Here is a 25,779-nt window from a genome sequence, read left to right as displayed (position 1 = left end):
TTGTTGGCGATTCGTTTCCCTTCTTCTGGCGCCCTGCCGGTCCGGCAAGGCCCCGTGCGTCGGGGGAGGGAAAGTATGGCGGGTTCTGTCAGCTTTGGGAAGGGGTGCGGACGGAATTTTTCACGTCCCGCTGACCGGCCTTCAGGCAGCGATGGCCTGCTCAGCCCGCTACCAGATGGACGCGCGCGAAATTGCGCTTGCCTACCTGCAGGACGCCCTCGAAACCCGGCATCAGCTGAAGGCCGGCGTCTTCGACCACTTCCCCTTCCACCTTGACCGCCCGCTCCTTGAGCTTGCGGTTGGCTTCGGAGTTGCTGGGCGTGATGCCGGCCATCGTCAGCAGCGCCGCGATGCGGATCCCCTCTGCCGGCACGCTCACCTCCTTCAGCTCCAGCAGCGAGGTGTCTCCCTGCCCCGTGACCACGGCATGCCAGCCGGCGATCGCCTTTTCGGCATCGGCGGCACCATGGAAGCGAACCGCCAGTTCGCGCGCCAGGCGCAGCTTGACGTCGCGCGGATTCAGCCCGCCGTCGGCGACCGACTGCCGGAGTGCGGCCGCTTCGGTCACGCCGATCTCGAAGCTCAACAGCTCGATCCAGCGCCACATCAGGTCGTCGCCGATCTTCATGGTCTTGGTGACGATGTCGATGGCCGGCTCGCTGACGCCGATGTAGTTGCCCAGCGACTTGGACATCTTGTTGACGCCATCCAGCCCTTCCAGCAGCGGCATGGTCAGCACGATCTGCGGCGCCTGGCCGTGGTGCTCCTGGAGTCCCCGGCCCATCAGCAGGTTGAACTTCTGGTCGGTGCCGCCGAGTTCGATATCCGCCTGCAGCGCCACGGAGTCGTACCCTTGCACCAGCGGGTACAGGAACTCATGGATGGCGATGGACTGCTGGGCGGCATAGCGCTTGGCGAAGTCGTCGCGCTCCAGCATGCGGGCCACGGTGTGCTGGCCGGCGAGGCGGATCATGTCCGCTGCGCCCATCCTGCCGAACCATTCGGAGTTGAAGCGGACCTCCGTCCTTTCGCGATCCAGCACCTTGAAGACCTGGTCCTCGTAGGTGCGGGCATTGGCCAGCACGTCCTCGCGGGTCAGCGGCTTGCGGGTGACGTTCTTGCCGGTGGGGTCGCCGATCATCCCGGTGAAATCGCCGATCAGGAAGATCACTTGGTGCCCCAGGTCCTGGAACTGCCGCATCTTGTTGAGCAGCACGGTATGGCCCAGATGAAGATCGGGCGCCGTCGGGTCGAACCCCGCCTTCACGCGCAACGGGCGACCGAGCTTCAGGCGCGCCTCCAGTTCTTCGGGCTTGAGGATTTCATCGGCACCGCGGCCGATCAGGGCAAGAGCTTCAGCGGAGGACACGGGGAACAGTTCCAGTCAGGGGCGCCCGTGAAGGGCAAGTCAGTGAGGTGAAGTTACCGTTAAAAGAAGGTAAATAGTGATACCAATCAAAAAAACCATTTGACTCAATGGTTTGACGCGAAGTCTTCGCGTGTCTATGGTACGCCGATTGGGGCTTTGCCTTGGCCCCGGGGTGCAACCTTGATGCAGAGTCATGGGGGCGGCAACAGCCGCAAGCAACAGTTCCGCGAGCGCCTTGGCGTGCTTCGGGAGACCGCCGTGAAGCGGCATCTGCCGGAAGGCCGCTGGACGCGCCGCCACTGGATCCACGCCAGTCTGTTCACCACCATCGGCGTGTTGATGGCCACCATCGTGCCGGGCTTCTCCAGCGCCATCCAGGCACCCGTCTCCCAGCCCCGCAACACCCTGCTGCTCGAACTACCCGAACTGTCCGCCGCGCGCCAGGCCGGTACCGCCGGCGACAGCTGGCAGGTGGTCCGCGTGAAGCCGGGCCAGACCATGGGGGCGATCTTCGAGGAGCTGGGCATTCCCGCCGCCACGCTGCACCGCATCCTGGAGAACAGCGATGCGAAGAAGGCGCTGACGCGCCTGAAGCCGGGCACCGAGATCGCCTTCGACCTGCCCGTCACCGGCAGCCTGCGCACGCTGCGCTACGACCGCGACCCCAGCCACCGCGTGGAACTGGTGGTGGGCACCGACAAGATCACCGAGCGGGTCATCGCGCGCGAAACCACCACCCGCACCGTCGTGCTGAGCGGCAAGGTGGGACGTTCGCTGAACCGGTCGGCGCGCAAGGCGGGGCTGACGTCGGCGAACATCAACTCGATGACCGACGAGATCTTCAAGTACGACATCGACTTCAACTCCGACCTGGGACCGGACGATCGCTTCAGCGTGGTGGTCGAGCAGACCTGGCGCGAGGGCGAACTGATCAGCACGGGACCGGTGCAGGCGGCCACCTTCACCGTCGACGGCAAGCTGTACTCCGGCTTCCGGTTCACCCGTCCTGGCGGCAAGCCGGAGTACTTCACCGCTGCCGGCCGGCCGCTGAAGAAGAACTTCATCCGCATGCCCATCGCCTATGCGCGCATGAGTTCCAAGTTCGGCGCGCGGCGTCATCCCGTGCTGGGCACCATGCGCATGCACAAGGGCGTGGACTACGCGGCGTCGACGGGCACGCCGATCATGGCGGCAGGCGACGGGCGCGTGCAGTTCGCCGGCTGGCAGGGCGGCTACGGCCGCACCGTGATCCTCGACCATGGCCGCGGCCACACCACGCTGTACGCGCACATGTCGCGGCTGGGCAAGATCAAGCAGGGCCAGCGCGTGGCGCAGGGCACCGTGATCGGCTACGTCGGCACGACGGGCCTGTCCACCGGCCCCCACCTGCACTACGAATTCCGCATCAACGGCGTGCACCGCAACCCGCTGTCGGTGACGATGCCGCCACCCGAGCCGCTGTCCGGGGCGCAGCTGGCGTCGTTCCGCACCTACACCTCGAATGCGCTGGCGCGCATCCGCACCGTCGAGGACATCATCTACGCCGATGTCGGCCCCGCCGAAGATGCGGCGAAGCCCGCCACGGCCGTGGCGTCCGCCAAGCCTGCCCCGGCCAAGAAGAACGGCAAGGGCTGACCCGGCCGCACATGGCGGGATATCCGAAAAGGCGGGACACTGTCCCGCCTTTTTCTTTGCCCGACCCTCCCGCATGACCGACGCCACCGACGCCCCCGCCTCCGCGCTCTACCTGGGCCTGATGTCCGGCACCAGCGCCGATGGCATCGATGCCGCGCTGGTCCGGTTCGAGGGCGAGGGGCGTGCGCTCCGCTGCCAGCTGGTGCATGGCCGCACGTTCGCGTGGGACGAGGCGACGCGTACCCGGCTGGTCGCCCTGGGCCAGGGCGCGGACACCGTGTCGCTGGATGCACTCGGTGCGCTGGATGCGACGGTGGCGCTGGCCTTCGCCGACACGGCCCTGGCGCTGCTGCAGGACGCCGGCATACCGCGGGGTCGCGTGCGGGCGATCGGCTCGCACGGCCAGACCATCCGCCACCGTCCGCAGGCCGATCCTCCCTTCACCTGGCAGCTGGGCGACGGCAATGTCATCGCCGAACGCAGCGGTATCGACACGGTGGCCGATTTCCGCCGCCGCGACGTGGCCGCCGGCGGCCAGGGCGCACCGCTGATGCCCGCCTTCCACGCCGCGCTGCTGGGCTCGCCGCAGGAAGACCGGGCGGTACTCAACCTGGGCGGCATCGCCAATTTCACCCTGCTGCCGGTCGGCGGGGAGGTCCGCGGGTTCGACACGGGCCCGGCGAATGCGCTGATGGATGCCTGGTGCGAGCGCCACACCGGTCGTGCGTACGATGCCGACGGCGCCTTCGCGGCCAGCGGACAGGTCGACGCGGCGCTGCTGGCGCGCCTGCTGGCGGACCCCTGGTTCGCGCAGCCGCCGCCCAAGAGCACCGGGCGCGAGCATTTCCACCTGGAGTGGCTGCAGGCACGCATGGGGGAGACGGCCCTGTCGCCCGCCGACGTGCAGGCGACCCTGCTGGACCTGACCGCACGCACGGTCGCCGACGCGCTGCAGATGACCCAGCCGGACACCCGCCGGGTGCTGGTCTGCGGGGGTGGCGTGCGGAATGCGGCGCTGATGGCGCGACTGGCCGCCTACCTGCCGCAGGCCATCGTGGAGTCGACCGCGATGCATGGCCTGGAACCGGACTACGTGGAAGCGATGGGCTTCGCGTGGCTGGCCCGCGAAACGCTGGCGGGCCGCCCCGGCAATCTGCCGGCCGTCACCGGCGCCTCGGGGCGCCGCATCCTGGGCACGGTGTTCCCCGCCTAGAAGCCCTTGCCGGGCGGCACGTCCTTCAGGGCGCTGATGGCTTCGGCCAGCACGTTGACTTCACGATCGTCGAAGCCGCCGCGCACTTCGGCTTCGCAGACGAACAGGCCCTGCTCCAGCAGGTTGAAGATGGTGTCGTGGATCGGCCATCCCCGCGCCTGAGAGACGCGGCGGATGCGCTCGGCGAGGATCGGATCCACGTCCTTCAGCACGATGTCGGTCATTGCCCCGTCCCCTGCATGCCCCTTGGTCGGACTTTAGCGCACGCGCTCAGTCCGGTGCGCCGCCCACCGACCGGTCGATGCCGCTTGCCGGCTCGTGGTCGCCGCCGAACCGGATGCGCGGTGCCAGCCAGAAGAACAGCGCGACCGCCGGGATCGCCACCAGGGCGGTGATCCAGAAGTACACCCCGTACCCCGTCTGCTCCACGATGCCGCCCGACACCGCGCCCAGCAGCTTGCCCGGCAGCATCACCAGCGACGAGAACAGCGCGTACTGGGTGGCGGTGAAGCGCTGGTTGACCAGCGCCGACAGGAACGCCACCAGCGTGGTGCCCTGGAAGCCCTGCGCGAGGTTCTCGCCGGAGATCACCAGCGTGAGCTTCCACACGTCGCCGTCGGCGCCGATCAGCCACACGTACAGCAGGTTGCTGATCGCCCCCAGCACGATGCCCGCCAGCAGCGGCCACTTGACGCCCCAGCGCGCGACGGCGATGCCGGCGATGAACACGCCGACCAGGCCCACCCAGACGCCCCAGATCTTCGAGACCGCGCCGATCTCGGTCTTGGTGAACCCCTGGCTGAGGTAGAACGGCGCCATGATGCCGCCGCCCAGCGACTGGTCGGAAATCTTCGCCAGCAGGATGAAGGCGAACAGGGCGATGGCCAGCGCGGCACCGAAGCGGCGGAAGAAATCGACGAAGGGCTCCACGACGCCTTCCCGCAAGCCCTCGCCCCACGTGGTCATCCGTATCCGCACCACATCCGGTTCGCGCGACAGCAGGACCGCCACCACCGGCACCAGCATGACGACTGCCATGGCTTGGTAGACCAGCGGCCATGACACCTGATCGGCCAGCATCAGCGCCAGCGCACCGGTGATGATCAGCGCGATGCGGTAGCCCAGCGAGTAAGTGGCCAGCAGCGCGCCCTGCGATTCCTGCGGCGCGATCTCGATGCGGTAGGCATCCACCGCGATGTCCAGGGTGGCGCCGGCGAACGCCGTCATCAGGGTGACCCAGACGAAAGGCGCCAGCCGGCCGGGGGTCAGATGCGCCATCAGCAGAAGACCCACGATGACCACGGCCAGCGCGAACAACAGCCAGCCGCGCCGCTGACCCAACCGCCCGATGAGCGGCAGACGCCAGCGATCCACCAGCGGCGCCCACAGGAACTTCAGCGTGTAGCTCAGGCCGGCACTCGCGATCAGGGTGATGTTCTTCAGTTCCAGCCCGTTCTCGGTCAACCAGTACGCCAGCGTGCCGGCCACCAGCAGGAACGGCATGCCCGAGGCGAAGCCGAAGAAGAACATCGTCCACGCCGACGGCTGCGCGAACGCGCGCCAGACCGAGGGTTTGGACGGGCGATCGCTGGAGATCGTCATCAGGCGTAGTCCACCGTGAAGGGTGCATGGTCGGAAAAGCGCTGCTCGCGGTAGATCGAACAGGCCTTCAGGCGATCACGCAGCGACGGGGTGACGAACTGGTAGTCGATCCGCCACCCCACGTTGTTGGCGCGCGCGGCACCGCGATTGCTCCACCAGGTGTAGTCCTGGCCCTCTGGGTGCAGCACGCGGTAGGCATCGACCCAGCCGCCGTCGTCCACGCACATCGCGTTCAACCAGTCGCGCTCGGGCGGCAGGCAGCCGGAGTTCTTCTGGTTGCTGGTCCAGTTTTTGATGTCCAGCCGGCTGCGCACGATGTTCCAGTCGCCGCACAGCACATAGTGACGGCCGCTGCGGCGCCACTCGTCCAGCACCGGTGCAAGCCACTCCATGACCTTGAACTTGAAGCCCTGGCGCTCCTCGCCCGACGAGCCGGACGGGATGTAGAACGAGACCACGCTCAGGTCGCCGAAGCGCGCTTCGATATAGCGCCCTTCCTCGTCGAAATCGGGCCAGCCCAGCGCGGTGCGGATCTCGTCCGGCTCGCGCTTGGCGTAGATCGCCACCCCGCTGTAACCCTTCTTGGTGCTCGCGTCGCGGAACCAGGCCTTGTAGCCGGCGGGCAGGAACTCGGGGCCGGCCAGCTGGTGTTCCTGCGCCTTGGTCTCCTGCACGCACAGCACGTCGGCGTCCTGCGCGGCGAACCAGTCGAAGAATCCCTTGGTGGCCGCCGAGCGCAGGCCGTTGGCGTTGAAGCTGATGATGCGCATGGATACGTCGTTCGTCGGAAACCGGGCAAGCGTACCCGAACCGGCGCCCGGACCGCGCGGCGCGCAGGCCGCGGCGGTTATCCTGTCCCCCGTCCTGTTCAGTCCCTGCCGCCATGACCGACCATCGCGCCCGTTTCCTCCAGCTCGCCCTGCACGCGCAGGCCCTGCGCTTCGGCCAGTTCACGCTGAAATCGGGCCGGCAGAGTCCCTACTTCTTCAACGCCGGCCGCTTCGACAGCGGCACGCTCCTGGCCGGCCTGGCCGCCTGCTATGCCGACGCGATCGAAGAGACCGGCCTGCAGTTCGACCTGCTGTTCGGCCCGGCCTACAAGGGCATCCCGCTGGCGACGGCACTGGCCTGCGAGTTCGCCCGCCGCGGGCGCGACCTGCCCGTGGCCTTCAACCGCAAGGAAGCCAAGGACCATGGCGAGGGCGGTCTGCTGATCGGCGCGCCACTGGAAGACCGGCGCGTGCTGGTCGTCGACGACGTGATCACCGCCGGTACCGCGATCCGCGAGGCGCTGGGCCTGATCCGCGCCGGTGGCGGCACCCCGGCCGGGATCGTCGTCGCGCTCGACCGCCAGGAAGTGCTGGGCGAACCGGGCGCGGCCGCGCCGCGCCGTTCGGCGGCGCAATCCGTCGCCGAGGAAACCGGCGTCCCCGTGGTGGCCGTGGCCAACCTGCACGACCTGCTTGCATTTGCCGGCGAAAGCGCCGACCTTGTCCGCCATCGCGACGACCTGCTGGCCTACCGGGCCCGCTACGGCAGCGCGACCCAGGACTGATGCAGCAGGGGGCTGCCATGACTGTCCGCACATCCATCCTGCTGGCCACCGCTGCGCTGGTGGCGATGCCCTGCGCGCTGGCGCAGGACAAGGGCGCCGCCGGCGCCAAGAAACTGTTCTGCTGGCAGGAGAAGGGCCAGCGCGTCTGCAGCGACGCCCTGCCCGCCGACGCCGTGAATGCCGCGCGCGACGAGATCAGCGCCAGCAGCGGCCTGCGCACGGGTGGCGTGGAGCGCGCCCTGACCGCCGAGGAGCGTGCCCAGGCCGCCGTCGAGGCACAGCAGCGGCAGATGGATGCGGCCGCCGCAGAGACGCGTCGACGCACCGATGCGGCCATGCTGCTTTCTTACCGCAGCGAGGACGACCTGCGCCGCGTGTTCAACGAACGCACCGCCATCGTCGACAACAACGTGCAGACCGCGCGCTACAACGCGGTCAGCCTGCGCGAAGGCCTGATCAGCCTGCTGCAGACCGCCGGGGACCGCGAGCTGGCCGGCAAGCCGGTCACCGCCGAGATGGCCGCCGCGATCCACCAGCGCCACGCCGAACTGGTGCGTACCCGCCGTCTGCAGCAGAGCTTCGAAAGCCAGCGTGCCGAGCTGGACGTGGAGATCGCCGACACCCTGCAGCGCTTCCGCGCGATGAAGGGCGTCACCGCGGAGCAGGCCGAAGCCGCCGCCACCGCCCCGGCCGATGCGTCCACCGACGCGCAGGCACCCGCCCGCCGCTGATCCACTTCCGGACCGGCGCGATGCCGGGTCCCTGGATACGACGACGCCGGGCATGCCCGGCGTCGTCGGCTTCCCGTTCCGGCGGTGGCCTCAGAACGTCATCGTCAGCTCCGGTGCCAGCGCCTGCAGGCGCGCGCGGAACTCGTCCTTGATGCGCTCCAGTGCCGCCGTGTTGTCCGCCTCGAAGCGCAGCACCAGGATCGGCGTGGTGTTGGAAGCGCGCACCAGGCCCCAGCCATCGTCCCAGTCCGCGCGCAGGCCATCGATCGTGGACAGGCGTGCGCCTTCGAAGCTGGCGCCCTCGACGAACCGCGCCACGATCTCGTGGGGCGTACCGTCCGGCACATCCACCTTGATCTCCGGCGTGGACACGCCGTCGGGCAGGGCCGCCAGCACCTCGGACGGCGTCTCGGCCCGGTTGGCGAGGATCTCCAGCAGGCGGGCGGCCGAATAGAGGCCGTCGTCGAACCCGTACCAGCGCTCCTGGAAGAAGAAGTGCCCGCTCATCTCGCCGGCCAGTTCGGCGCCGCTCTCGCGCATCTTCGCCTTGATCAGCGAGTGCCCGGTCTTCCACATCATCGGCGTGCCGCCGTGGCGCAGCACCCAGCCCTGCAGCTTTCCGGTGCACTTCACGTCGTAGATGATCAGCGCGCCGGGATTGCGCTCCAGCACGTCGGCCGCGAACAGCATCAGCAGGCGGTCGGGGAAGATCACCTCGCCTTCCCTGGTCACCACGCCCAGCCGGTCGCCGTCGCCGTCGAAGGCCAGGCCGATGTCGGCGTCGAAGCGCTTGACCGTCTGGATCAGGTCCTCGAGGTTGTGCGGCTCGCTGGGGTCGGGGTGGTGGTTGGGGAAGGTGCCATCGACTTCGCAGTACAGCGGGATGACGTCGGCGCCGATCGCCTCCAGCAGCTGCGGCGCGATGTCGCCGGCCACGCCGTTGCCGGCGTCCACCACCACCTTCAGCGGCCGCTCCAGCTGCACGTCGTCGGCGATGCGCTGGATGTAGTCGGCCGACACGTCGCGCTGCTGCAGGTCGCCGGGCACGTTGGCGACGTGCAGCCGGTTGTCGCGGATGCGTTCGTACAGGTCGGTGATCGCATCGCCGGACAGCGTCTGGCCGCCGACCACGATCTTGAACCCGTTGTAGTCCGGCGGGTTGTGGCTGCCGGTCACCGCCACGCTGCTGCCGGTACGCAGGTGGTAGGCGGCGAAGTACGCGACCGGCGTGGGCGCCAGGCCGATGTCGATGACGTTGCGACCGGCCTTGCGCAGGCCGCTGATCAGCCCGCCGACCAGATCGGGACCGGACAGACGCCCGTCGCGCCCGACCACGATGTCGGCCAGGTCCTCGTCGCGCATTACCGAGCCGATCGCCAGGCCGATCAGCTCGGCCACCTCGATGTTCAGCGTCTTTCCGACGATGCCGCGAATGTCGTAAGCGCGGAAGATGCCCGGGTCGACCTCGACCGCACTGCGGTCGGGAGGGCCTCCCTCTTCCTGCGCGCGCGCCTCGCGGGCGGCCGGCATCGGCGGTGGTTCGCGCAGCAGCGCTTCGCCCAGGGTGGGCCCGTCGGTTTCGTCCATGAGGGCGCCTTTCTTTCCGATGCGGGGCAGGCGGATGCCGCCCCGCGCCACCAGCAGCGCCAGTGCGGCCAGCGCCGCCAGCAGGCCGGCGGCCACCAGCGCGGGAATCGCACCCAGGCCCAGCGGGCCCGGTTCGCTGTCCGGCACGGCGGTGGCCACGCGCAGGCCGGTCTTGCCAACCGTGTGCGCCATGCGCTCGGCGCCGTCCTGCAGGCCGGCGTTGCCACGCTCGCGCACGCTGAACGCACCCTGCCGCAGCGCCAGGTAGCCGCCCGCGGGCATGGCCACGCCGTCGAATCCGCCGGTCAATTGCGCCAGCGGCAGGCGTACGTACACCACGCCCTGCGGAACGGCCGCCGCCAGGCCGAAGGCCGTGGTCTTGCCATCCTTGACCACCCGGGCCGCCACCGCCTCGCCCTGCATGCCCGCCTCGAGCAGCGCGAGCTTGCTGAAGCCGAAGGCCGCCGCGTCGGCATAGGCCGACTCCAGCGCGCCGTCATGGATCTCGACCTGCTCGACGCCCGTCCATCCCTCGCGCAGCGCCGCGACAGCGGCGGCGCTGTCGTTGCGGTCCAATGCGGCCTTCACCGGTGCCGACGCCAGGCGCTGGGCCAGCTGTCCGGTCTGGGCGCGGTAGGCGCTCTCCACCGCCGAAGCCGCCGCGTCGCGGGCGCGCTGCATGTCGTCGAGCAGGGCCGCATCGCGCCATTGCCGCACCCCGCTCCAGGCCAGCAGGCCGGCCAGCAGCAGCAACAGCACCGCCAGCAGCGGCAGCGCGCGCCGCGTATCGCCCACGGGCATCCGCGGACGCTTGTCGTTCGTCGTGTTCATCGGCTTGTCCCCTGTCACCGCACGCCGGTGTGGCCGAAACCACCCGTCCCCCGTGCGCTGTCGGCGAAAGTATCCACCACCTGCAGGCTCACGCGCACGACCGGCAGCACCATGACCTGGGCGATGCGGTCGCCCGGCTGGATGGTGAAGGCCTCGTGCCCGCGGTTCCAGACGCTGATCAGGAGCGGCCCCTGGTAGTCGGCGTCGATCAGGCCGGTGCCGTTGCCCAGCACGATGCCGTGCCGATGGCCCAGCCCCGAGCGGGGCAGCACCACGGCGCACAGCTGCGGATCGCCCAAGTGCAGGGCGATGCCGCTGGGCACCAGCGCGGCGTCACCCGGTTCCAGCACCAGCGGCGCATCCAGCGCCGCGCGCAGGTCCATGCCGGCGCTGGCTTCGGTGGCGTAGGCCGGCAGCGGCCATTCGTCGCCGAAGCGGGGGTCCAGCAGCTTCACTTCCACCGCGCGGGATGCGCTCATGCGTTCAGTCGCTCCACGATCAGGTCGATCAGTTCGTCCGCCAGCTGCGTCTTGGGCGCGGAGGCGAAGCTGCGCTCGCCTTCCTTCCAGTAGGCCGTCATCGCGTTCCGGTCGCTCTCGAACCCGCCATCGGCGATGCCCACGCGGTTGGCCACGATCATGTCCAGCCGCTTGGCTTCCAGCTTCTTGCGCGCGTACTCGGCCACGTTATTGGTCTCGGCGGCGAAGCCGACCACCAGCTTGAGCGCCTGCGTCTGCGCCGCGACCTCGGCCAGGATGTCCGGGGTGCGCACCAGGTCCAGCGCCAGCGATTCGCTGGATTTCTTGATCTTGTCGGCGGCCGGCACACGCGGGGTGTAGTCGGCCACGGCCGCGGCGCCGATGTAGACGTCGGCCGGCAGGGCGGCGAACACGGCCTGGTGCATCTGCGCGGCGGAACGCACATCCACGCGGGTCACGCCCGCCGGCGTGGGCAGGTGCACGGGGCCGGCGACCAGGGTGACCGCCGCGCCACGCTTTGCAGCGCTGGCGGCGACAGCGAAGCCCATCTTGCCGCTGCTGCGGTTGCCCAGGTAGCGGACCGGGTCCAGGTCCTCGTAGGTGGGGCCCGCGCTGACCACCACCTTCAATCCGGCGAGGTCCTGCGGCACCGACGGGGCATCGTCGGCGTGGTTGGCCAGTGCGGCCACGATCTCGCCTGGCTCGGCGAGCCGGCCGGGACCGGATTCGCCCTCGGCCAACGGCCCGTCGTTCGGCCCCACCACCCGCACGCCACGACCACGCAGCGTGGCCAGGTTGCCCTGGGTGGCGGGGTGTTCCCACATGCGGTGGTTCATCGCCGGCGCGATCATGACCGGCGCGGTGGTCGCCAGGCACAACGTGGTGACCAGGTCGTCGGCCAGCCCATGCGCCAGGCGCGCCATCAGGTCGGCGGTGGCGGGCGCGACGATCACCTGGTCCGCCCAGCGCGCCAGTTCGATATGGCCCATCGCCTGCTCGGCCGCGCTGTCCCACAGGGACGTGCGGGTGGGGTGTCCGGACAGCGCCTGGAAGCTCAGCGGCGTGACGAACTGCTGCGCCCCGGCGGTCATGGCGACCTGCACCTGCGCGCCCGCATCGCGCAGGCGGCGCACCAGTTCAAGCGCCTTGTAGGCGGCAATCCCGCCCCCCACGCACAGCAGCAGGCGACGCCCCGCCAGGCCCTGTGTCTTGTCCGATCCCGTCACGTCGGCCCATTCCTACGTCGATACAGGCGATTAGCTTACCCGAACGGCCGTTGCCGCCCGATGCGGTCCGACTCAAGCATTCGCGACAGTGCGCCCATGCACATCCGCGACTGGCCCCACGAAGAACGTCCCCGCGAAAAGCTGCTGGCGCGGGGTGCCGGCAGCCTCAGCGACGCCGAACTGCTGGCGATCTTCCTGGGCTCGGGCCTGCACGGGCGCGACGCCGTCGCCACGGCGCGCGAACTGCTCGCCCAGCATGGCCCGCTGCGTGCCCTGCTGGAACGCCCGCCGTCCGAACTGACCACGCTGCCCGGCCTGGGCCCGGCCCGCGCGTGCGCCCTGGCCGGGGCGCTGGAACTGGGCAACCGCCTGCTGCACGCCTCGCTGGAGCGCGGCGACGCCATCAGCGACCCGGAGGCCGCCGGCCGCTATTTCGCGCAGCGGCTGCGGGGACGGCGGCAGGAAGTGTTCGCCGCCCTGTTCCTCGACACCCGCCACCGCGTGCTGGGGTTCGAGGAACTGTTCCAAGGCTCGGTGGACAGCGCCGAAGTGCATCCGCGCGAGGTCGCGCGCCGCGCGTTGGCCATCAACGCCACGGCCCTGATCGTGGGGCACAACCATCCCTCCGGCTGCGCAGAACCGTCCGCTGCCGACCGCGCCGTCACCCAGCGCCTGAAGCAGGCGCTCGCGCTGGTCGATGTGCGCCTGCTGGACCACTTCGTCGTCGGCGACGGGCCGCCGCAGTCGATGGCCGCGCGCGGCTGGGTCTGAACGGGCAGGACCACCGCCCCACCTGAACCGCGACGAGCCCACTCGGGGGCCGGGAAAACCTAGAATAGGCGGTTCCCACGCAACACGACGGTCTCCCGTGAAAGCTTCCCTCCGCGCCTTGATCGCCCAGGGCATCGATGCCCTGCGCTCCGCCGGCACCCTGCCGGCCGACACCGCCACGCCGGATTTCGTGGTCGAGCGCCCCAAGACCCGCGAACACGGCGACTTCGCCACCAATGCCGCCATGCAGCTGGCCAAGGCCGCGCGCAGCAATCCGCGCGCCATCGCCACCGCGCTGGTCGCCGCACTGCCGGCCAGCGACGACGTGGCCAAGGTGGAGATCGCGGGCCCGGGCTTCATCAATTTCCACCTCAGCCCCGGCGCCTACCAGCGCGAAGTCGCCACCGCGCTGGCGCAGGGCACCGCCTACGGCCGCAACGAACGCGGCGCGGGCCGCACGGTGGGCGTGGAATACGTCTCCGCCAACCCGACCGGCCCGCTGCACGTGGGCCATGGCCGCGCCGGCGCGATCGGCGACTGCATCGCGCGCGTGCTGGCAGCCAACGGCTGGGATGCGAAGCGTGAGTTCTACTACAACGATGCCGGCGTGCAGATCGACAACCTGGCCAAGTCCACCCAGGCCCGCGCCCTGGGCCTGACACCGGACAGCGAGGGCTGGCCGGAAGACGGCTACCGCGGCGACTACATCGCCGACGTGGCGCAGGCTTACCTCAACGGCGACTCGGTCGAGGTCGAAGGCCACGTGGTCACCGGCGCGAAGGATCCACAGGACCTGGACGCCATCCGCCGTTTCGCCGTGGCCTATCTGCGCCGCGAGCAGAACCTGGACCTGGCCGCGTTCGGCGTGTCGTTCGACCGCTACTTCCTGGAAAGCTCGCTGTATGCCGACCACAAGGTCGAGGAAACCGTGCGCAAGCTGGTGGCTTCCGGCCACACCTACGAGGAAGGCGGCGCGCTGTGGCTGAAGTCCACCGACTTCGGCGACGACAAGGACCGCGTGATGCGCAAGTCCGACGGTACCTACACCTACTTCGTGCCGGATGTAGCCTATCACCTCAGCAAGTGGCAGCGCGGCTACGAGCGCGCGATCACCGAACTGGGCGCCGACCACCACGGTTCGCTGGCCCGCGTGAAGGCCGGCCTACAGGCGCTGGGCGAAGGCATTCCGGCCGGCTACCCGGAGTACGTGCTGCACCAGATGGTCACGGTGATGCGCGGCGGCGAGGAAGTGAAGCTGTCCAAGCGCGCCGGCAGCTACTTCACCCTGCGCGACCTGATCGAAGAGACCAGCGCCGATGCGACGCGCTGGTTCCTGATCGCGCGCAAACCCGACTCGCAGCTGACCTTCGACATCGACCTGGCCCGCCAGCAGAGCAACGACAACCCGGTGTTCTATGTGCAGTACGCGCATGCGCGCGTGTGCAGCCTGCTGCGGCAGGCCGGCGAGAAGGGTTACGCCTACGACCAGGCCAACGGTTTGGCGAACCTGGCGCGGCTGGACGACGACACCTCGCTGCAGCTGATGGTGGAACTGTCGCGCTATCCGGAAGTGGTGGAGGCCGCCGGCGACGCGCTGGAGCCGCACCTCGTGGCGCAATACCTGCGCGAGTTGGCCTATGCTTTCCACACGTGGTACGCGGGCACGCCCGTGCTGATCGACGATGCGGCCGCACGCGACGCGCGCCTGGCGCTGGCCCTGGCGGTCCGCCAGGCGCTGGCCAACGGACTGGACCTGTTGGGCGTCAGTGCGCCCGAGAAGATGTAAGCGGAGAAGCAGTACATGGCAGCAAGACGCGGTAAGAACCAGGCCACCCGCAATTCCGGTCACGCCACGCCCGCCTGGGTATGGCTGGTGCTGGGCCTGCTGATCGGCCTGGCGGTGTATTTCATCGTGCCGGGCCTGGGCAAGAAGGACGGCGACAGCTTCTTCCGCCCGCAGCCCAATCCGGACGCGCAGCCCGCGCCGATCGACAGCGCCGACGTGGAAGCGGTGGTGCCCGACGCGCCCGCCAGCGATGCACCGGCCACCGCCGCCATGCCCGACGAGGCCGGCACCAAGGAAACACAGTACGACTTCTACACCCTGCTGCCCGGCAAGGAAGTGCAGATGTCCGATGCCGAACTCGCCGCCAGCGCGCGCGAGGAAGAAGCCCGCAAGGCACGCGCCGCGCTGAGCGGCCAGTCGACGACCGTCGTGCCGACGCCTGCCGGCAACGACAGCGCACAGCCGGCACCGATCGACGAGACGCCGACGCCTCGCGCGGCCGCGGAAACGCCGCGCGTCCCCGACACGGCGCCGGCGCCCAAGCCCGCCGCCACGGTGGCCAGTGCCGACAGCGGCGCCCGCTACATCTTGCAAGCCGGCGCCTTCGGGGCATCCGGCGATGCCGAAGCCACCAAGGCCAAGATCGCCATGCTGGGCCTGAGCGCCCGCGTGGAATCGGCGCAGATCAACGGCAAGACCGTCTACCGCGTCCGCATGGGGCCGTACGGCACCGCCAGCGAACTGGCCGAAGCCAAGCAGAAGCTCGCCAGCGGCGGCCTGCCCGCGATGGCGGTGAAGGCGCAGTGAGCGCCCTTCGCCCCTGGCAGCGCATGACGCTCGCCACGGTGATGGTGCTCGTCGCCCTGCTGGCCGCGTCCTGGCTTGCATCGCGGTTCCTGCCGCCCGCCTGGCAACAGATGGTGCCCACGCCGCTGGGCTACCTCGCGCCGATCAGCTATCTGGTCACCGCCGCCTGCATGGCGCTCGGCGGGGTTATCGCCGGGCGGCGGTTCCTGGTGGTGGCGCTGGGGCTGACGTTGGCCCTTTGGATCGCCACGTTCGTGCTATTGGCGAACATCGCGCTGCCGGCCATCGATGGCGGGCGCCCGCTCCTGGCCATCTTCCGCATGAATGCCGCCAGCGCCGTGTTGTCACTCGCCGCGGCGGCGCTGGGCGCCCATCTGGGTGCCCAGTGGCAGGCGCAGCGCACGATGCGCGCGACCGCCTGACCCGACCCTTCCCCGTTTCCGCAGGATCGCCCATGACCCGCACCGCCCTCATCACCGGCGCCACGTCAGGCTTCGGTGCCGCTGCCGTCCGCCGCTTCGTGGCCGCCGGCTGGCGCGTCATCGCCACCGGTCGCCGCGCCGATCGCCTGCAGGCACTGGTGGACGAGCTCGGGGCGGACAAGGTGCACGCCGCCGCATTCGACATCCGCGACGAAGCGGCCCTGGACGCCGCCCTCGATGCGTTGCCCGCGGCCTTCCGCGACATCGACCTGCTGGTCAACAACGCCGGACTGGCGCTGGGCACGGCACCTGCGCAGCAGGCTTCACTGGACGATTGGCGCACGATGATCGAAACCAACGTGTTGGCGCTGGTCACCGTCACCCGCCGGTTGCTGCCGCTGCTGGTGGAGCGAAAGGGCGCCATCATCAACATCGGCTCGATCGCCGGCAGCTACCCGTATCCGGGCGGCAACACGTATGGCGGCACCAAGGCGTTCGTTCGCCAGTTCTCGCTGGGCCTGCGCAGCGACCTGCACGGCACCGGCGTGCGAGTGACCGACATCGAACCCGGCATGGCCGAAACCGAGTTCACCCTGGTCCGCACGCACGGCGACCAGGCCGCGTCGGACAAGCTCTACGCAGGGGCGCAGCCGATGACGGCCGACGACATCGCCGAACAGATCTTCTACGTCGCCACACTGCCGCCGCACCTCAACATCAACCGGCTGGAGATCATGCCGGTGACGCAGTCGTTCGCGGGATTCCAGGTCCATCGGGGCGTCTAGGGCGGACGTCAGCGCCGGTCGCTCGGCAATGTCTCCCCACCGGATTGAACCGTTTTCCTCGAATCCGGCACCTTGATTCCCGACAGACGGAGACGGGGGCAGGCGCGTGCAGCGGGACACGGAACGGATACTGGACGAGTACCTCGCCGCGGCGGCCCGCACCGGCGATCGCCCCGCGTGGGTGCGTCTGGTCGCGCGCTGGCAGCCGCGCCTGCTGCGGCACGCATGGCGGCTGACGGGTCATCCCGACCTTGCGCGCGACATGGTCCAGGAAGCCTGGGTCGAGATCCTGCGCGGACTCCGCCGGCTGGACGATGTGGCGGCGTTCCCGGCCTGGGCCTTTCGCATCGTCACCCGCAGTTGCACACGCGCGCTCCGCGGACGGCAATTCGAGCGCACCCACCTCGTCGAGATCGAGCCTGAGGCGGTGATGCCTGGCGAACAGGACGCGGTGGGCGAACGCACGGCGGAGCTGGCCATCGTCAGGGCGGAGATGCAGGCCCTGCCCGCGCCCCAGCGCGCGGCGCTGTCACTTTTCTACCTGGAAGACCTGAGCGTGGCGGAGATCGCCGTCGCGCTCGACGTGCCCCCGGGAACGGTCAAGACCCGGCTGATGCATGCGCGGCGCAAGATCCGCGCGCGACTGGAAGGAAGCACCGATGAACAAGACTGATGACCTGATCAAGCAGACCCTCTCGGCCGAGGATCGCGACCTGTTGGCGCGGCATGGCGAACCCGGCTATTTCTCCCAGGCGTTCGGGCTGTTCCGCGGAGCGCTGGGTTGGGTGGTGTGGGTGGCCTACCTCTGCGGCATCGCCGCCTTCGCGGGCTTCGGTGTTTCGCTATGGCGGAGCTGGCATGCCAACGAAGTCCTGGCAGCCGTGCAATGGGGCGTGCTGGCGATCGTGCTGTTCCAGTTCACGATGATCATGAAGTCGTTCCTGGGCAGCCACATGGAAGCCAACCGCATGCTGCGTGAGCTCAAGCGCGTGGAACTGCAATTGGCGCTTTTGCGGCACGACGCATCGAAGATGTCGTCATGAACAAGCCGAACCGCGGAGGACGCACCCGTGGCTGACGCATGCCCGTGTCTGCTGCTCAGGCTGATGATCGCGCTGCTGCAGGCCGCATTGGCCTGCTGCAGCATGCCTGTCGCCGGGTGACCGGCCTCAGCCCAGCGGTTCGTCCGACAGGTAGGTGTACCCGGTCAGGCCGGCTTCCAGCGCATCGGCCAGCGCCACGGCTTCATCCGCGGGCAACTTCGCCTCTTCCACGCGCGTACGGTAAGCGGACCGCAGGTCTTCCAGCTTGTAGCCCACGTAGTCCAGCATCACGTCGGTGGTGTCGCCGCGGCGCTGCTGGGTGAGCAGGTAGCCGGTGCCGGCATCGGCGCTGACTTCCACCGCGTCGGTGTCGCCGAACAGGTTGTGGATGTCGCCGAGGATTTCCTGGTAGGCGCCCACCAGGAAGATCCCGAGGCGATAGCTTTCGCCGGGCTTCATGGCATGCAGCGGCAGCGAGGAATCCAGGCCCTCGTTCTCGACATAGGTCTTCACCATGCCGTCCGAGTCGCAGGTCATGTCGGCGATGATGCCGCGCCGCGCCGGCGCTTCGTCGAGGCGTTCGATCGGCACGATCGGGAACACCTGGTCGATGGCCCACACGTCGGGAATCGACTCGAACACGCTGAAGTTGACGAAATACTTATCGACCAGCCGTTCGTTGAGTTCGTCGAGCAGGTCGCGGTGGCTACGCTCGTCGCTGCTCAGGCGCGCACGCACGGCATGCGCGATGGCGTAGAACAGGTCGTCGATGCGCGCACGGTGCACCAGGTCGATCTGGCCCAGCGCGTACAGCGACAGGCCCTCGCTGTGGTGGTGCTGCGCTTCGTGGAACAGTTCGACTGCCGGGCGCGTGTCGAGCTCGCCGTGGATCTCGCGCAGGTGGCGGATCACCGCCGGCTCGTCGTCGTGCGCGGGCGGCACGCGGCCTTCCGGCGCCTGCTCGACTTCCGACACGTTGACCACCAGCACCGCGTGGTGCGCGGTCATCGCGCGACCGCACTCGGTGACGATGCGCGGCGGCGTCAGGCTGTGCTGCTCGCAGGCCTCGGCCAGCGGCTGCACGATGTTGCTGGCGTACTGGCCGATGCCGTAGTTGATCGAGCAGTAACTGCGCGAGCGCGTGCCTTCGTAATCGATGCCCAGGCCGCCACCGACGTCGACATGGCTGATGCTCGCGCCCAGCTTCGACAGCTCGATGAAATAGCGCGTCGCCTCGCGCATACCGTTGGCGATGTCGCGCACGTTGCTGATCTGCGAGCCCATGTGGAAATGCAGCAGATTCAGCGTGTCCTGCAGGCCGGCTTCGCGCAGCTGCTTCCACAGGTCCAGCACCTGGCGCGGGGACAGGCCGAACTTAGCCTTGTCGCCGCCGCTGTTCTGCCACTTGCCCGCGCCCAGCGTGGCCAGGCGCATGCGCACCCCGAGACCGGGCTTCACGCCCAGCGCGCGCGACTCCTCGATCACCAGCGCCAGCTCGGACGGCTTCTCGATGACGATGAAGGTCTGCAGGCCCAGCTTGCGGCCGATCAGCGCCAGACGGATGTATTCGCGGTCCTTGTAGCCGTTGCAGACGATCAGCCCGCCCGGGCGCGACAGCGCCAGCACGGCCATCAGCTCGGGCTTGCTGCCGGCTTCCAGACCGAAGCCCTCGCCCGCGTGCGAGGCCAGCGTGCCGGCGACGCCGCGATGCTGGTTCACCTTGATGGGATAGACCGCCGTGTAGCCGCCCTTGTACTCCCAGTCGGCCTGCGCCTGCGCGAACGCGGCCTGCAGCTTGCCCAGGCGATCGCCCAGAATGTCCGGGAAGCGCACCAGCAGCGGCAGCTGGGCGCCCTGCGCGCGCGCTGCGTCCACCACCTCCGGCAGCGGGATCACCGGGCCCTGCGCGCCCTTGGGCGACACCACAATGCGGCCGGCGGCGTCCACGTCGAAATACCCTTCGGCCCAGTGCGGGACGGAGTAGGTCTTGCGGGCGTGGTCGGTGGACCAGGACATGGCGGTTTTCCAAGGGAGGCGAACGGAGGCGCATTCTACAGGCTGCGGTCACATGGGTCCGTTACAATGCGCCGCCGCAGCGGCAGGCCCCATCGCCGTTGCCATTCCCTTCATGCAGGACAGCCCATGACCGCCAACGACACCTGGTTCATCGAACACTTCTCGCACACCGGCTCCGCCATCGGTTTCCGTACGACCGGCAAGCTGGACGAGGTGCAGTCGCCGTTCCAGAAGATCGAGATCTACGACAGCACCGACTGGGGCAAGCTGATGGTGATCGATGGCGCGATGATGCTGACCACGCGCGACAACTTCTTCTACCACGAGATGATCAGCCACCCGGTACTGTTCACCCACGCGGCGCCCAAGCGCGTGGTGATCATCGGTGGCGGCGACTGCGGCACGCTGCGCGAGGTGCTGAAGCACCCCGGCGTGGAGAAGGCCACGCAGTGCGACATCGACGAGCAGGTCACACGCATGGCGGAGAAGTACTTCCCCGAGCTGTGCGAATCCAACCACGATCCGCGTGCCGAGCTGCTGTTCGACGACGGCGTGGCCTACATGGCCAACTGCGAGCCCGGCAGCGTGGACGTGGTCATCGTCGACTCCACCGATCCGGTAGGTCCGGCCGAAGGCCTGTTCAACAAGGCATTCTTCGAGAGCTGCTACCGCGCGCTCAAGCCCGACGGCCTGCTGGTGCAGCAGTCCGAATCGCCGCTGGCGCTGCTGGACCTGATCAAGGACATGCGCGCCGAGATGGGCAAGGCCGGCTTCCAGTCGTTCAAGACGCTGCCGTTCCCGCAGCCGTGCTACCCGACCGGCTGGTGGAGCGTGACCCTCGCCAGCAAGCAGGCCGGCTTCGACTTTGCGTTCCGCGAAGCGGATGCCGCCGCCAAGCCGTTCGACACGCTGTACTACACCGCGCACCTGCACACCGGCGTGTTGGTGGCGCCGCCGTTCGTGGCGAAGGCGCTGGGCGAGTAAGCGACCTGCCGCCAGAGAAGAAGAAAGCCCCGCGATGCGGGGCTTTTCTTTGACCTCTCCGGCTTCAGTCCGCAGTGAACGTCAACCAGCGAGGCACCTGGTAGTGGCGCGCCTGCGCGACCAGATAGGCCGCCATGATCAGGCCGAACAGTGCGCCGGCGCTCAGCGATGTGGCAACCACCGCGACGAAGGGCTTGCCCTGCCACGACCAGAGCGCCAGCCACATGATCAAGCCCCAGGCGGTGGCGAAGAACCCGCCCATCACGAAGGCATTCACGACGAATCCATTCATGTGGGGTGGCGGGATCCGGACGCCCGCCTTCCACAGCAGACGGAACATCGGCGGCGCATACGTGCTGCGTCGGATGCCGGACTCCTCCAGCCAGGCAAGCGCTTTTTCCAGGCGGCCGTCGAACCCGCGGAGCTGCGTCATCTCGGGGACTCCGTTTTCAGAGCGCATCCGCATCCAGTTCGCCCGTCCGGATGCGCACCACCCGCTCCAGGTCGTAGACGAACACCTTGCCGTCGCCGATCTTGCCGGTGCCGGCGGCCTTCACGATGGCTTCGACCACCTGTTCGGCCTGCTCCTCGGTCACCGCCACTTCCAGCTTCACCTTCGGCAGGAAGTCGACCACGTATTCGGCGCCGCGATAGAGTTCGGTATGGCCCTTCTGCCGGCCGAAACCCTTCACCTCGGTGACGGTGATGCCGGCGATCCCGGCTTCGGCCAGCGCTTCGCGCACGTCGTCCAGCTTGAACGGCTTGATGATGGCCATGACCATTTTCATGCAGGATCCTCCCGTGAATGCTGGGTGCAGGATAACGCGCCGCGATGGACCGCGGTTGCGGCCACGGGGCTTGTCGCGGTTCAATGGCCACCTCGCCGCCCGGACTTTTCCGACAGTGCTGCGCAGCGATCCCCGATGGCGCGCCCTCCTGCACGCCTCGCAAGCTCGATGCACTGCCGGAGACCAGACATGATCGACCTCAACCACATCGACGACCTCGCCCGCCGCCTCAGCCAGCTGGTGCCGCCCGGCCTGCGCGGCTCGCAGGAAGAATTGCAGCAGACCTTCAAGTCCGCGCTGCAGGCGGGCCTGGCGAAGCTGGACCTGGTGACGCGGGAGGAGTTCGACGTGCAGCAGGCCGTGCTGCTGCGCACGCGCGAGAAGCTGGACGCACTCGAACGCACCGTGGCCACGCTGGAAACCCAGCTGGCCGACAAGCCCGCGCAGTCCTGATCCCGCCGCCATGAGTCTGGCCCTGGTGAACAGCCGGGCACGGGCGGGCGTGTCCGCGCCCCCGGTCCGCGTGGAGGTGCATCTGTCCGGCGGCCTGCCGTCCACGCAGATCGTCGGCCTGCCGGAAGCCGCGGTGCGGGAGTCCCGCGACCGCGTGCGCGCCGCCATCCTGTGCGCGCAGTTCGAATTTCCCACGCGCCGCATCACCGTCAACCTGGCGCCGGCCGACCTGCCGAAGGATGGCGGGCGCTTCGACCTGCCCATCGCGCTGGGCATCCTGGCGGCCAGCGGACAGATCCGGCGGGAGAGCCTTGCGGACTACGAGTTCCTGGGCGAACTCAGCCTAACCGGCGAGCTGCGCGCGGTCGACGGCGTGCTGCCGGCCGCGCTGGCGGTGGCGGCCAGCGGACGCACGCTGGTCGTCCCCGAGCCCAGCGGCGCCGAGGCCGCCCTGGCGCGCCAGGGGCATGCGTTCACCGGCCGGACCCTGCTGGAAGTCTGCGCGCTGCTGGAAGGGCGCAAGGCGCTGCCCGCGGCCGTCGCACCACCGCCGCTGCCCTCCACCGTTCCCGACATGGCCGACGTGCGCGGCCAGGTGCATGCGCGGCGGGCGCTGGAAGTCGCCGCCGCCGGCGGGCACCACCTGCTGCTGATCGGCTCCCCCGGCTGCGGGAAGACGCTGCTGGCCTCGCGCCTGCCCGGCCTGCTGCCCGAAGCCAGCGACGCCGAGGCCATGGAGAGCGCCGCCATCGCTTCGGTCAGCGGACGTGGGCTGGACCCGGCCCGCTGGCGCCAGCGCCCGTATCGCGCGCCGCATCACACCGCCAGCGCGGTGGCGCTGGTGGGCGGTGGCGCACAGCCGCGTCCCGGCGAGATTTCCCTCGCGCACAACGGCGTGCTGTTCATGGACGAACTGCCGGAATGGTCGCGCGCCGCGCTGGAAGTCCTGCGCGAGCCGCTGGAGTCCGGCACGGTCACCGTCTCGCGCGCCGCGCGGACCGCAGAATTCCCGGCCCGCTTCCAACTCGTGGCCGCCATGAATCCGTGCCCATGCGGATGGGCGGGCGACCCGAGCGGTCGCTGCCGCTGCGGACCCGACCTGGTCCGGCGTTACCGCAGCCGACTGTCGGGCCCGCTGCTGGACCGTATCGACCTGCATGTGCACGTACCGCGACTGCCGCCGCATGAACTCCGGCCCGATGCGCCGGACGGCGAAGGCACGGCCGCCATCCAAGCCCGCGTCGTCGCCGCGCGCGCGCGCCAGCAGGCGCGCTGCGGCAAACCGAATGCGCGGATGGGCCAGTCGGAAACGATGGCCCATTGCCGGCTCCAGGCACGCGACCAGGCCCTGCTCGAGCGTGCCGTGGAGCGCCTGCAGCTCTCGGCGCGCAGCCTGCATCGCATCCTGCGCGTGGCCCGCACCATCGCCGACCTGGCCGGCAGCGAGGCCATCGCCACCGCGCACGTGACCGAAGCCCTGGGCTACCGCGGCCTGGATCGCGGCAACGCAGCATGACCTCCGGCCACGGCGGCGGAAGATGCGGTGTGGTCTACTCGGGTCACACCTCGTGCCGGCGGACGTCCTGTCCGCTGTTCCCACTTCGCCACCCTGGAGTCCGCCCATGCGCCACCCCGCATTCCGCCTCACGCTGCTGGCCTCGACTGTCGCGCTCGCCCTCGCCGCGCAGGCCGCGCCGTCCGCCGCCGACCGCATCGCCGGCACCGAACTGATCGCGCGCGACGCGCTGTTCGGCAACCCCGAACGCGCCAACGTGCAGATCAGCCCCGACGGCAAGTACCTGAGCTGGGTCGCCGCCGTCGATGGCGTGCTCAATGTCTGGGTCGCCCCGGCCGACAACCCGTCGCAGGCCAGGGCCGTCACCCAGGACAAGGCGCGCGGCATCCGCAGCTACTTCTGGTCCTACCACCCCGACACGCTGCTGTACCTGCGCGACAGCGGCGGCGACGAGGACTTCCATCTGTATGCCGTGGACCTGAAGACCGGTCAGGCGAAGGACCTGACACCGTTCCCGAAGACCACAGCCCAGGTCGCCGGCGTCAGCCCGAGACACCCCGGCACGATCCTGGTCGGCATGAACGACCGCGACGCGCAGTGGCACGACATCTACAAGGTCGATCTGGCCAGCGGCAACCGCACACTGCTGGAGAAGAACGACGCGCAGATCGCCGGCTACATCGCCGACGCCGACTACACCCTCAAGTACGCGCAGCGCTCGCGCCCGGACGGCGGCGCCGATGTGCTGCGGCGCGGCGCCAACGGGGCGTGGGAGAAGTTCGACGACATCCCGTTCGAGGACGTGCTGACCACCAGTCCCGGTGGCCTGACGCTGGACGGCAAGACGCTGTACTTCACCGATTCGCGCGGCCGCAACACGGCAGCGCTGTTCGCGATCGACGTGGCCAGCGGCAAGCGCACGCTGGTGCTGGAAGACGCACGCGCCGACGTCGGCGGCACGCTGGCCGACCCGGCAACGGGCAAGGTGCAGGCGGTGTCGGTGGATTACCTGCGCGATGAGTGGAAGGTGGTCGACCCCGCGATCCGGACCGACCTGGAGAAGCTGGAGGCGATCGGTCCTGGCGATGTCTCCGTCAACACGCGCACGCTGGACGACAAGACCTGGATCGTCGCGTACTCGGCGGCCGAGGCGCCGCTGGTCTACTACCGCTACGACCGCAGCGCCGGCACGCTGACCAAGCTCTTTTCCGCGCGCCCGAAGCTGGAGGGCAAGCCGCTGGTCCCGCAGTGGCCGGTGGAAATCGCTTCGCGCGACAACAAGACGCTGGTCAGCTACCTGACCCTGCCGCGCAGCGCCGACGCGAACAACGACGGCAAGGCCGATGCGCCGGTGCCGCTGGTGCTGCTGGTCCACGGCGGCCCATGGGCGCGCGATTCCTATGGCTACGGCGGCTACAACCAGTGGCTGGCCAACCGCGGCTACGCGGTCCTGTCGGTCAACTTCCGCGGCTCCACCGGCTTCGGCAAGGACTTCACCAACGCCGGCAACGGCGAGTGGGCCGGCAAGATGCACGACGACCTGATCGACGCCGTGCAGTGGGCGGTCAAGCAGGGCGTCACCACCCAGGACCAGGTGGCGATCATGGGCGGCAGCTATGGCGGCTATGCCACGCTGACCGGCCTGACCTTCACGCCGGACGCGTTCGCCTGCGGCGTGGACATCGTGGGCCCGTCCAACCTCAACACCCTGCTCAGCACGGTGCCGCCGTACTGGGCCAGCTTCTTCGAGCAGCTGGCCAAGCGCATGGGCGATCCGCGCACCGACGCGGGCAAGAAATGGCTGACCGAACGCTCACCGCTGACCCGTGCCGACCAGATCAAGAAGCCACTGCTGATCGGCCAGGGCGCGAACGACCCGCGCGTGAAGCAGGCCGAGAGCGACCAGATCGTGAAGGCGATGCAGGCCAAGAACATCCCGGTGACCTACGTGCTGTTCCCCGACGAGGGCCACGGCTTCGCCCGGCCGGAGAACAACAAGGCGTTCAACGCGGTGACCGAGGGCTTCCTGGCCCAATGCCTGGGCGGTCGCGCCGAACCGATCGGCAAGGACTTCACCGGTTCGAGCATCAGCGTGCCGGTCGGCGCGGATGGCGTGCCCGGGCTGGCCGAGGCGCTGAAGGGGCATACGCAGGAAGTGAAGAAGTAAGCGCGCGCCTTCT

25 protein-coding genes are annotated in these 25,779 nt (G+C 69.2%); 15 read left to right on the top strand and 10 right to left on the bottom strand.

What is annotated here, in order from left to right; all coding sequences use genetic code 11:
* Window positions 1-160: 160 nt before the first annotated feature.
* The gene (tyrS, locus tag IAE60_RS05045) at window positions 161-1,369 is read right to left on the bottom strand and encodes a tyrosine--tRNA ligase (protein WP_187574105.1); all 1,209 of its coding nucleotides are present in this window, start codon (window positions 1,367-1,369) and stop codon (window positions 161-163) included.
* A gap of 183 nt (window positions 1,370-1,552) precedes the next feature.
* Between tyrS and IAE60_RS05040 the strand changes: the two genes are divergently transcribed.
* Together IAE60_RS05040 and IAE60_RS05035 are read left to right on the top strand one after the other, a co-directional pair.
* On the top strand, window positions 1,553-3,004 hold the full coding sequence (locus IAE60_RS05040; protein WP_187574104.1) for a M23 family metallopeptidase: 1,452 nt from the start codon (window positions 1,553-1,555) through the stop codon (window positions 3,002-3,004).
* Between the two features lie 73 nt (window positions 3,005-3,077).
* Window positions 3,078-4,217 (top strand): anhydro-N-acetylmuramic acid kinase, encoded by a 1,140-nt coding sequence (locus IAE60_RS05035; RefSeq protein WP_187574103.1) that lies wholly within the window; start codon window positions 3,078-3,080, stop codon window positions 4,215-4,217.
* Here the strand turns inward: IAE60_RS05035 and IAE60_RS05030 are convergent.
* Genes IAE60_RS05030 through IAE60_RS05020 form a run of 3 tightly spaced genes read right to left on the bottom strand, consistent with a single transcriptional unit; the run spans window position 4,214 to window position 6,589 of the window.
* Window positions 4,214-4,441, bottom strand: a complete 228-nt coding sequence (locus tag IAE60_RS05030; protein ID WP_162110872.1) for a hypothetical protein — start codon at window positions 4,439-4,441, stop codon at window positions 4,214-4,216. The two genes, IAE60_RS05035 and IAE60_RS05030, sit on opposite strands and share 4 nt — an antisense overlap.
* A 46-nt stretch (window positions 4,442-4,487) precedes the next feature.
* Entirely contained in the window at window positions 4,488-5,819 is a 1,332-nt protein-coding gene (locus tag IAE60_RS05025; RefSeq protein WP_425504456.1) for an AmpG family muropeptide MFS transporter, read from the bottom strand.
* Window positions 5,819-6,589: an exodeoxyribonuclease III gene (locus IAE60_RS05020; RefSeq protein ID WP_187574102.1), complete on the bottom strand. Its 771-nt coding sequence runs from the start codon at window positions 6,587-6,589 to the stop codon at window positions 5,819-5,821. The genes IAE60_RS05025 and IAE60_RS05020 overlap by 1 nt, the downstream gene beginning before the upstream one ends.
* 113 nt (window positions 6,590-6,702) lie before the next feature.
* Here IAE60_RS05020 and pyrE point away from each other — a divergent pair, with 113 nt between their 5' ends.
* Window positions 6,703-7,374: an orotate phosphoribosyltransferase gene (gene pyrE, locus IAE60_RS05015; protein ID WP_187574101.1), complete on the top strand. Its 672-nt coding sequence runs from the start codon at window positions 6,703-6,705 to the stop codon at window positions 7,372-7,374.
* Between the two features lie 17 nt (window positions 7,375-7,391).
* The gene (locus IAE60_RS05010) at window positions 7,392-8,105 is read left to right on the top strand and encodes a hypothetical protein (protein WP_244966661.1); all 714 of its coding nucleotides are present in this window, start codon (window positions 7,392-7,394) and stop codon (window positions 8,103-8,105) included.
* Window positions 8,106-8,195: 90 nt separating this feature from the next.
* On the opposite strand, the gene IAE60_RS05005 is transcribed toward IAE60_RS05010, so the two are convergent.
* From IAE60_RS05005 to coaBC, 3 genes are read right to left on the bottom strand one after another with little or no spacing between them, the layout of a single operon-like run.
* Complete coding sequence (locus tag IAE60_RS05005; RefSeq protein ID WP_187574100.1) at window positions 8,196-10,523, bottom strand: phosphomannomutase/phosphoglucomutase; 2,328 nt, start codon at window positions 10,521-10,523, stop codon at window positions 8,196-8,198.
* Window positions 10,524-10,537: 14 nt separating this feature from the next.
* Window positions 10,538-11,002 carry a dUTP diphosphatase gene (gene dut, locus IAE60_RS05000; protein WP_162110876.1) on the bottom strand — a complete coding sequence of 155 codons (465 nt, stop codon included), beginning with the start codon at window positions 11,000-11,002 and terminating at the stop codon, window positions 10,538-10,540.
* Window positions 10,999-12,228 (bottom strand): bifunctional phosphopantothenoylcysteine decarboxylase/phosphopantothenate--cysteine ligase CoaBC, encoded by a 1,230-nt coding sequence (gene coaBC, locus IAE60_RS04995; RefSeq protein ID WP_185894952.1) that lies wholly within the window; start codon window positions 12,226-12,228, stop codon window positions 10,999-11,001. Before coaBC ends, dut begins: the two co-directional genes overlap by 4 nt.
* A 96-nt stretch (window positions 12,229-12,324) precedes the next feature.
* On the opposite strand from coaBC, the gene radC reads away from it, so the two are divergent.
* The 7 genes from radC to IAE60_RS04960 all read left to right on the top strand — a co-directional run bounded on the left by radC (window position 12,325) and on the right by IAE60_RS04960 (window position 17,842).
* The gene (gene radC, locus IAE60_RS04990) at window positions 12,325-12,999 is read left to right on the top strand and encodes a RadC family protein (protein WP_187574099.1); all 675 of its coding nucleotides are present in this window, start codon (window positions 12,325-12,327) and stop codon (window positions 12,997-12,999) included.
* A gap of 97 nt (window positions 13,000-13,096) precedes the next feature.
* Window positions 13,097-14,785 (top strand): arginine--tRNA ligase, encoded by a 1,689-nt coding sequence (argS, locus tag IAE60_RS04985; RefSeq protein ID WP_187574098.1) that lies wholly within the window; start codon window positions 13,097-13,099, stop codon window positions 14,783-14,785.
* 15 nt (window positions 14,786-14,800) lie between these two features.
* Window positions 14,801-15,592: an SPOR domain-containing protein gene (locus IAE60_RS04980; RefSeq protein ID WP_187574097.1), complete on the top strand. Its 792-nt coding sequence runs from the start codon at window positions 14,801-14,803 to the stop codon at window positions 15,590-15,592.
* A complete protein-coding gene (locus tag IAE60_RS04975) occupies window positions 15,589-16,014 on the top strand; it encodes a hypothetical protein (RefSeq protein ID WP_187574096.1) in 426 nt (141 codons plus the stop codon). Before IAE60_RS04980 ends, IAE60_RS04975 begins: the two co-directional genes overlap by 4 nt.
* 32 nt (window positions 16,015-16,046) lie before the next feature.
* Entirely contained in the window at window positions 16,047-16,799 is a 753-nt protein-coding gene (locus IAE60_RS04970) for an SDR family NAD(P)-dependent oxidoreductase (protein ID WP_187574095.1), read from the top strand.
* Between the two features lie 106 nt (window positions 16,800-16,905).
* Window positions 16,906-17,472 (top strand): RNA polymerase sigma factor, encoded by a 567-nt coding sequence (locus IAE60_RS04965; RefSeq protein WP_187574094.1) that lies wholly within the window; start codon window positions 16,906-16,908, stop codon window positions 17,470-17,472.
* The gene (locus IAE60_RS04960; RefSeq protein WP_187574093.1) at window positions 17,459-17,842 is read left to right on the top strand and encodes a DUF6768 family protein; all 384 of its coding nucleotides are present in this window, start codon (window positions 17,459-17,461) and stop codon (window positions 17,840-17,842) included. Before IAE60_RS04965 ends, IAE60_RS04960 begins: the two co-directional genes overlap by 14 nt.
* A gap of 126 nt (window positions 17,843-17,968) precedes the next feature.
* Here IAE60_RS04960 and speA read toward each other — a convergent pair whose 3' ends face one another.
* Window positions 17,969-19,858, bottom strand: a complete 1,890-nt coding sequence (gene speA / locus IAE60_RS04955; RefSeq protein ID WP_187574092.1) for an arginine decarboxylase — start codon at window positions 19,856-19,858, stop codon at window positions 17,969-17,971.
* Between the two features lie 126 nt (window positions 19,859-19,984).
* On the opposite strand from speA, the gene speE reads away from it, so the two are divergent.
* Complete coding sequence (speE, locus tag IAE60_RS04950) at window positions 19,985-20,842, top strand: polyamine aminopropyltransferase (protein ID WP_162110821.1); 858 nt, start codon at window positions 19,985-19,987, stop codon at window positions 20,840-20,842.
* Window positions 20,843-20,906: 64 nt separating this feature from the next.
* Here speE and IAE60_RS04945 read toward each other — a convergent pair whose 3' ends face one another.
* The gene (locus IAE60_RS04945; protein WP_187574091.1) at window positions 20,907-21,275 is read right to left on the bottom strand and encodes a DUF6404 family protein; all 369 of its coding nucleotides are present in this window, start codon (window positions 21,273-21,275) and stop codon (window positions 20,907-20,909) included.
* Window positions 21,276-21,291: 16 nt separating this feature from the next.
* Window positions 21,292-21,630 carry a P-II family nitrogen regulator gene (locus tag IAE60_RS04940; protein ID WP_162110819.1) on the bottom strand — a complete coding sequence of 113 codons (339 nt, stop codon included), beginning with the start codon at window positions 21,628-21,630 and terminating at the stop codon, window positions 21,292-21,294.
* A gap of 189 nt (window positions 21,631-21,819) precedes the next feature.
* Here IAE60_RS04940 and ubiK point away from each other — a divergent pair, with 189 nt between their 5' ends.
* The 3 genes from ubiK (at window position 21,820) to IAE60_RS04925 (ending at window position 25,766) form a co-directional block, all read left to right on the top strand.
* A complete protein-coding gene (ubiK, locus tag IAE60_RS04935) occupies window positions 21,820-22,083 on the top strand; it encodes a ubiquinone biosynthesis accessory factor UbiK (protein ID WP_187574090.1) in 264 nt (87 codons plus the stop codon).
* 10 nt (window positions 22,084-22,093) lie between these two features.
* On the top strand, window positions 22,094-23,599 hold the full coding sequence (locus IAE60_RS04930) for a YifB family Mg chelatase-like AAA ATPase (protein ID WP_162110817.1): 1,506 nt from the start codon (window positions 22,094-22,096) through the stop codon (window positions 23,597-23,599).
* A 106-nt stretch (window positions 23,600-23,705) separates the two neighbouring features.
* On the top strand, window positions 23,706-25,766 hold the full coding sequence (locus IAE60_RS04925) for an alpha/beta hydrolase family protein (RefSeq protein ID WP_187574089.1): 2,061 nt from the start codon (window positions 23,706-23,708) through the stop codon (window positions 25,764-25,766).
* Window positions 25,767-25,779: the final 13 nt, after the last annotated feature.

Origin of the sequence: Pseudoxanthomonas mexicana, assembly GCF_014397415.1 — a bacterium.
Classification (GTDB): Bacteria; Pseudomonadota; Gammaproteobacteria; order Xanthomonadales; family Xanthomonadaceae; genus Pseudoxanthomonas_A; species Pseudoxanthomonas_A mexicana.
Note: the sequence above shows the minus strand (reverse complement) of the source record. Positions and strands in the feature narration are given on the sequence as shown.

Excerpts from the sequence above, each read along its gene's own strand:
- IAE60_RS05040 (WP_187574104.1), top strand. The coding sequence starts at position 1,553 with ATGCAGAGTCATGGGGGCGGCAACAGCCGCAAGCAACAGTTCCGCGAG.
- IAE60_RS05035 (WP_187574103.1), top strand. The coding sequence starts at position 3,078 with ATGACCGACGCCACCGACGCCCCCGCCTCCGCGCTCTACCTGGGCCTG.
- IAE60_RS05030 (WP_162110872.1), bottom strand. The coding sequence starts at position 4,441 with ATGACCGACATCGTGCTGAAGGACGTGGATCCGATCCTCGCCGAGCGC.
- IAE60_RS05025 (WP_425504456.1), bottom strand. The coding sequence starts at position 5,819 with ATGACGATCTCCAGCGATCGCCCGTCCAAACCCTCGGTCTGGCGCGCG.
- IAE60_RS05020 (WP_187574102.1), bottom strand. The coding sequence starts at position 6,589 with ATGCGCATCATCAGCTTCAACGCCAACGGCCTGCGCTCGGCGGCCACC.
- pyrE (WP_187574101.1), top strand. The coding sequence starts at position 6,703 with ATGACCGACCATCGCGCCCGTTTCCTCCAGCTCGCCCTGCACGCGCAG.
- IAE60_RS05010 (WP_244966661.1), top strand. The coding sequence starts at position 7,392 with ATGACTGTCCGCACATCCATCCTGCTGGCCACCGCTGCGCTGGTGGCG.
- IAE60_RS05005 (WP_187574100.1), bottom strand. The coding sequence starts at position 10,523 with ATGAACACGACGAACGACAAGCGTCCGCGGATGCCCGTGGGCGATACG.
- dut (WP_162110876.1), bottom strand. The coding sequence starts at position 11,002 with ATGAGCGCATCCCGCGCGGTGGAAGTGAAGCTGCTGGACCCCCGCTTC.
- radC (WP_187574099.1), top strand. The coding sequence starts at position 12,325 with ATGCACATCCGCGACTGGCCCCACGAAGAACGTCCCCGCGAAAAGCTG.
- IAE60_RS04980 (WP_187574097.1), top strand. The coding sequence starts at position 14,801 with ATGGCAGCAAGACGCGGTAAGAACCAGGCCACCCGCAATTCCGGTCAC.
- IAE60_RS04970 (WP_187574095.1), top strand. The coding sequence starts at position 16,047 with ATGACCCGCACCGCCCTCATCACCGGCGCCACGTCAGGCTTCGGTGCC.
- IAE60_RS04960 (WP_187574093.1), top strand. The coding sequence starts at position 17,459 with ATGAACAAGACTGATGACCTGATCAAGCAGACCCTCTCGGCCGAGGAT.
- speA (WP_187574092.1), bottom strand. The coding sequence starts at position 19,858 with ATGTCCTGGTCCACCGACCACGCCCGCAAGACCTACTCCGTCCCGCAC.
- speE (WP_162110821.1), top strand. The coding sequence starts at position 19,985 with ATGACCGCCAACGACACCTGGTTCATCGAACACTTCTCGCACACCGGC.
- IAE60_RS04945 (WP_187574091.1), bottom strand. The coding sequence starts at position 21,275 with ATGACGCAGCTCCGCGGGTTCGACGGCCGCCTGGAAAAAGCGCTTGCC.
- IAE60_RS04940 (WP_162110819.1), bottom strand. The coding sequence starts at position 21,630 with ATGAAAATGGTCATGGCCATCATCAAGCCGTTCAAGCTGGACGACGTG.
- ubiK (WP_187574090.1), top strand. The coding sequence starts at position 21,820 with ATGATCGACCTCAACCACATCGACGACCTCGCCCGCCGCCTCAGCCAG.
- IAE60_RS04930 (WP_162110817.1), top strand. The coding sequence starts at position 22,094 with ATGAGTCTGGCCCTGGTGAACAGCCGGGCACGGGCGGGCGTGTCCGCG.
- IAE60_RS04925 (WP_187574089.1), top strand. The coding sequence starts at position 23,706 with ATGCGCCACCCCGCATTCCGCCTCACGCTGCTGGCCTCGACTGTCGCG.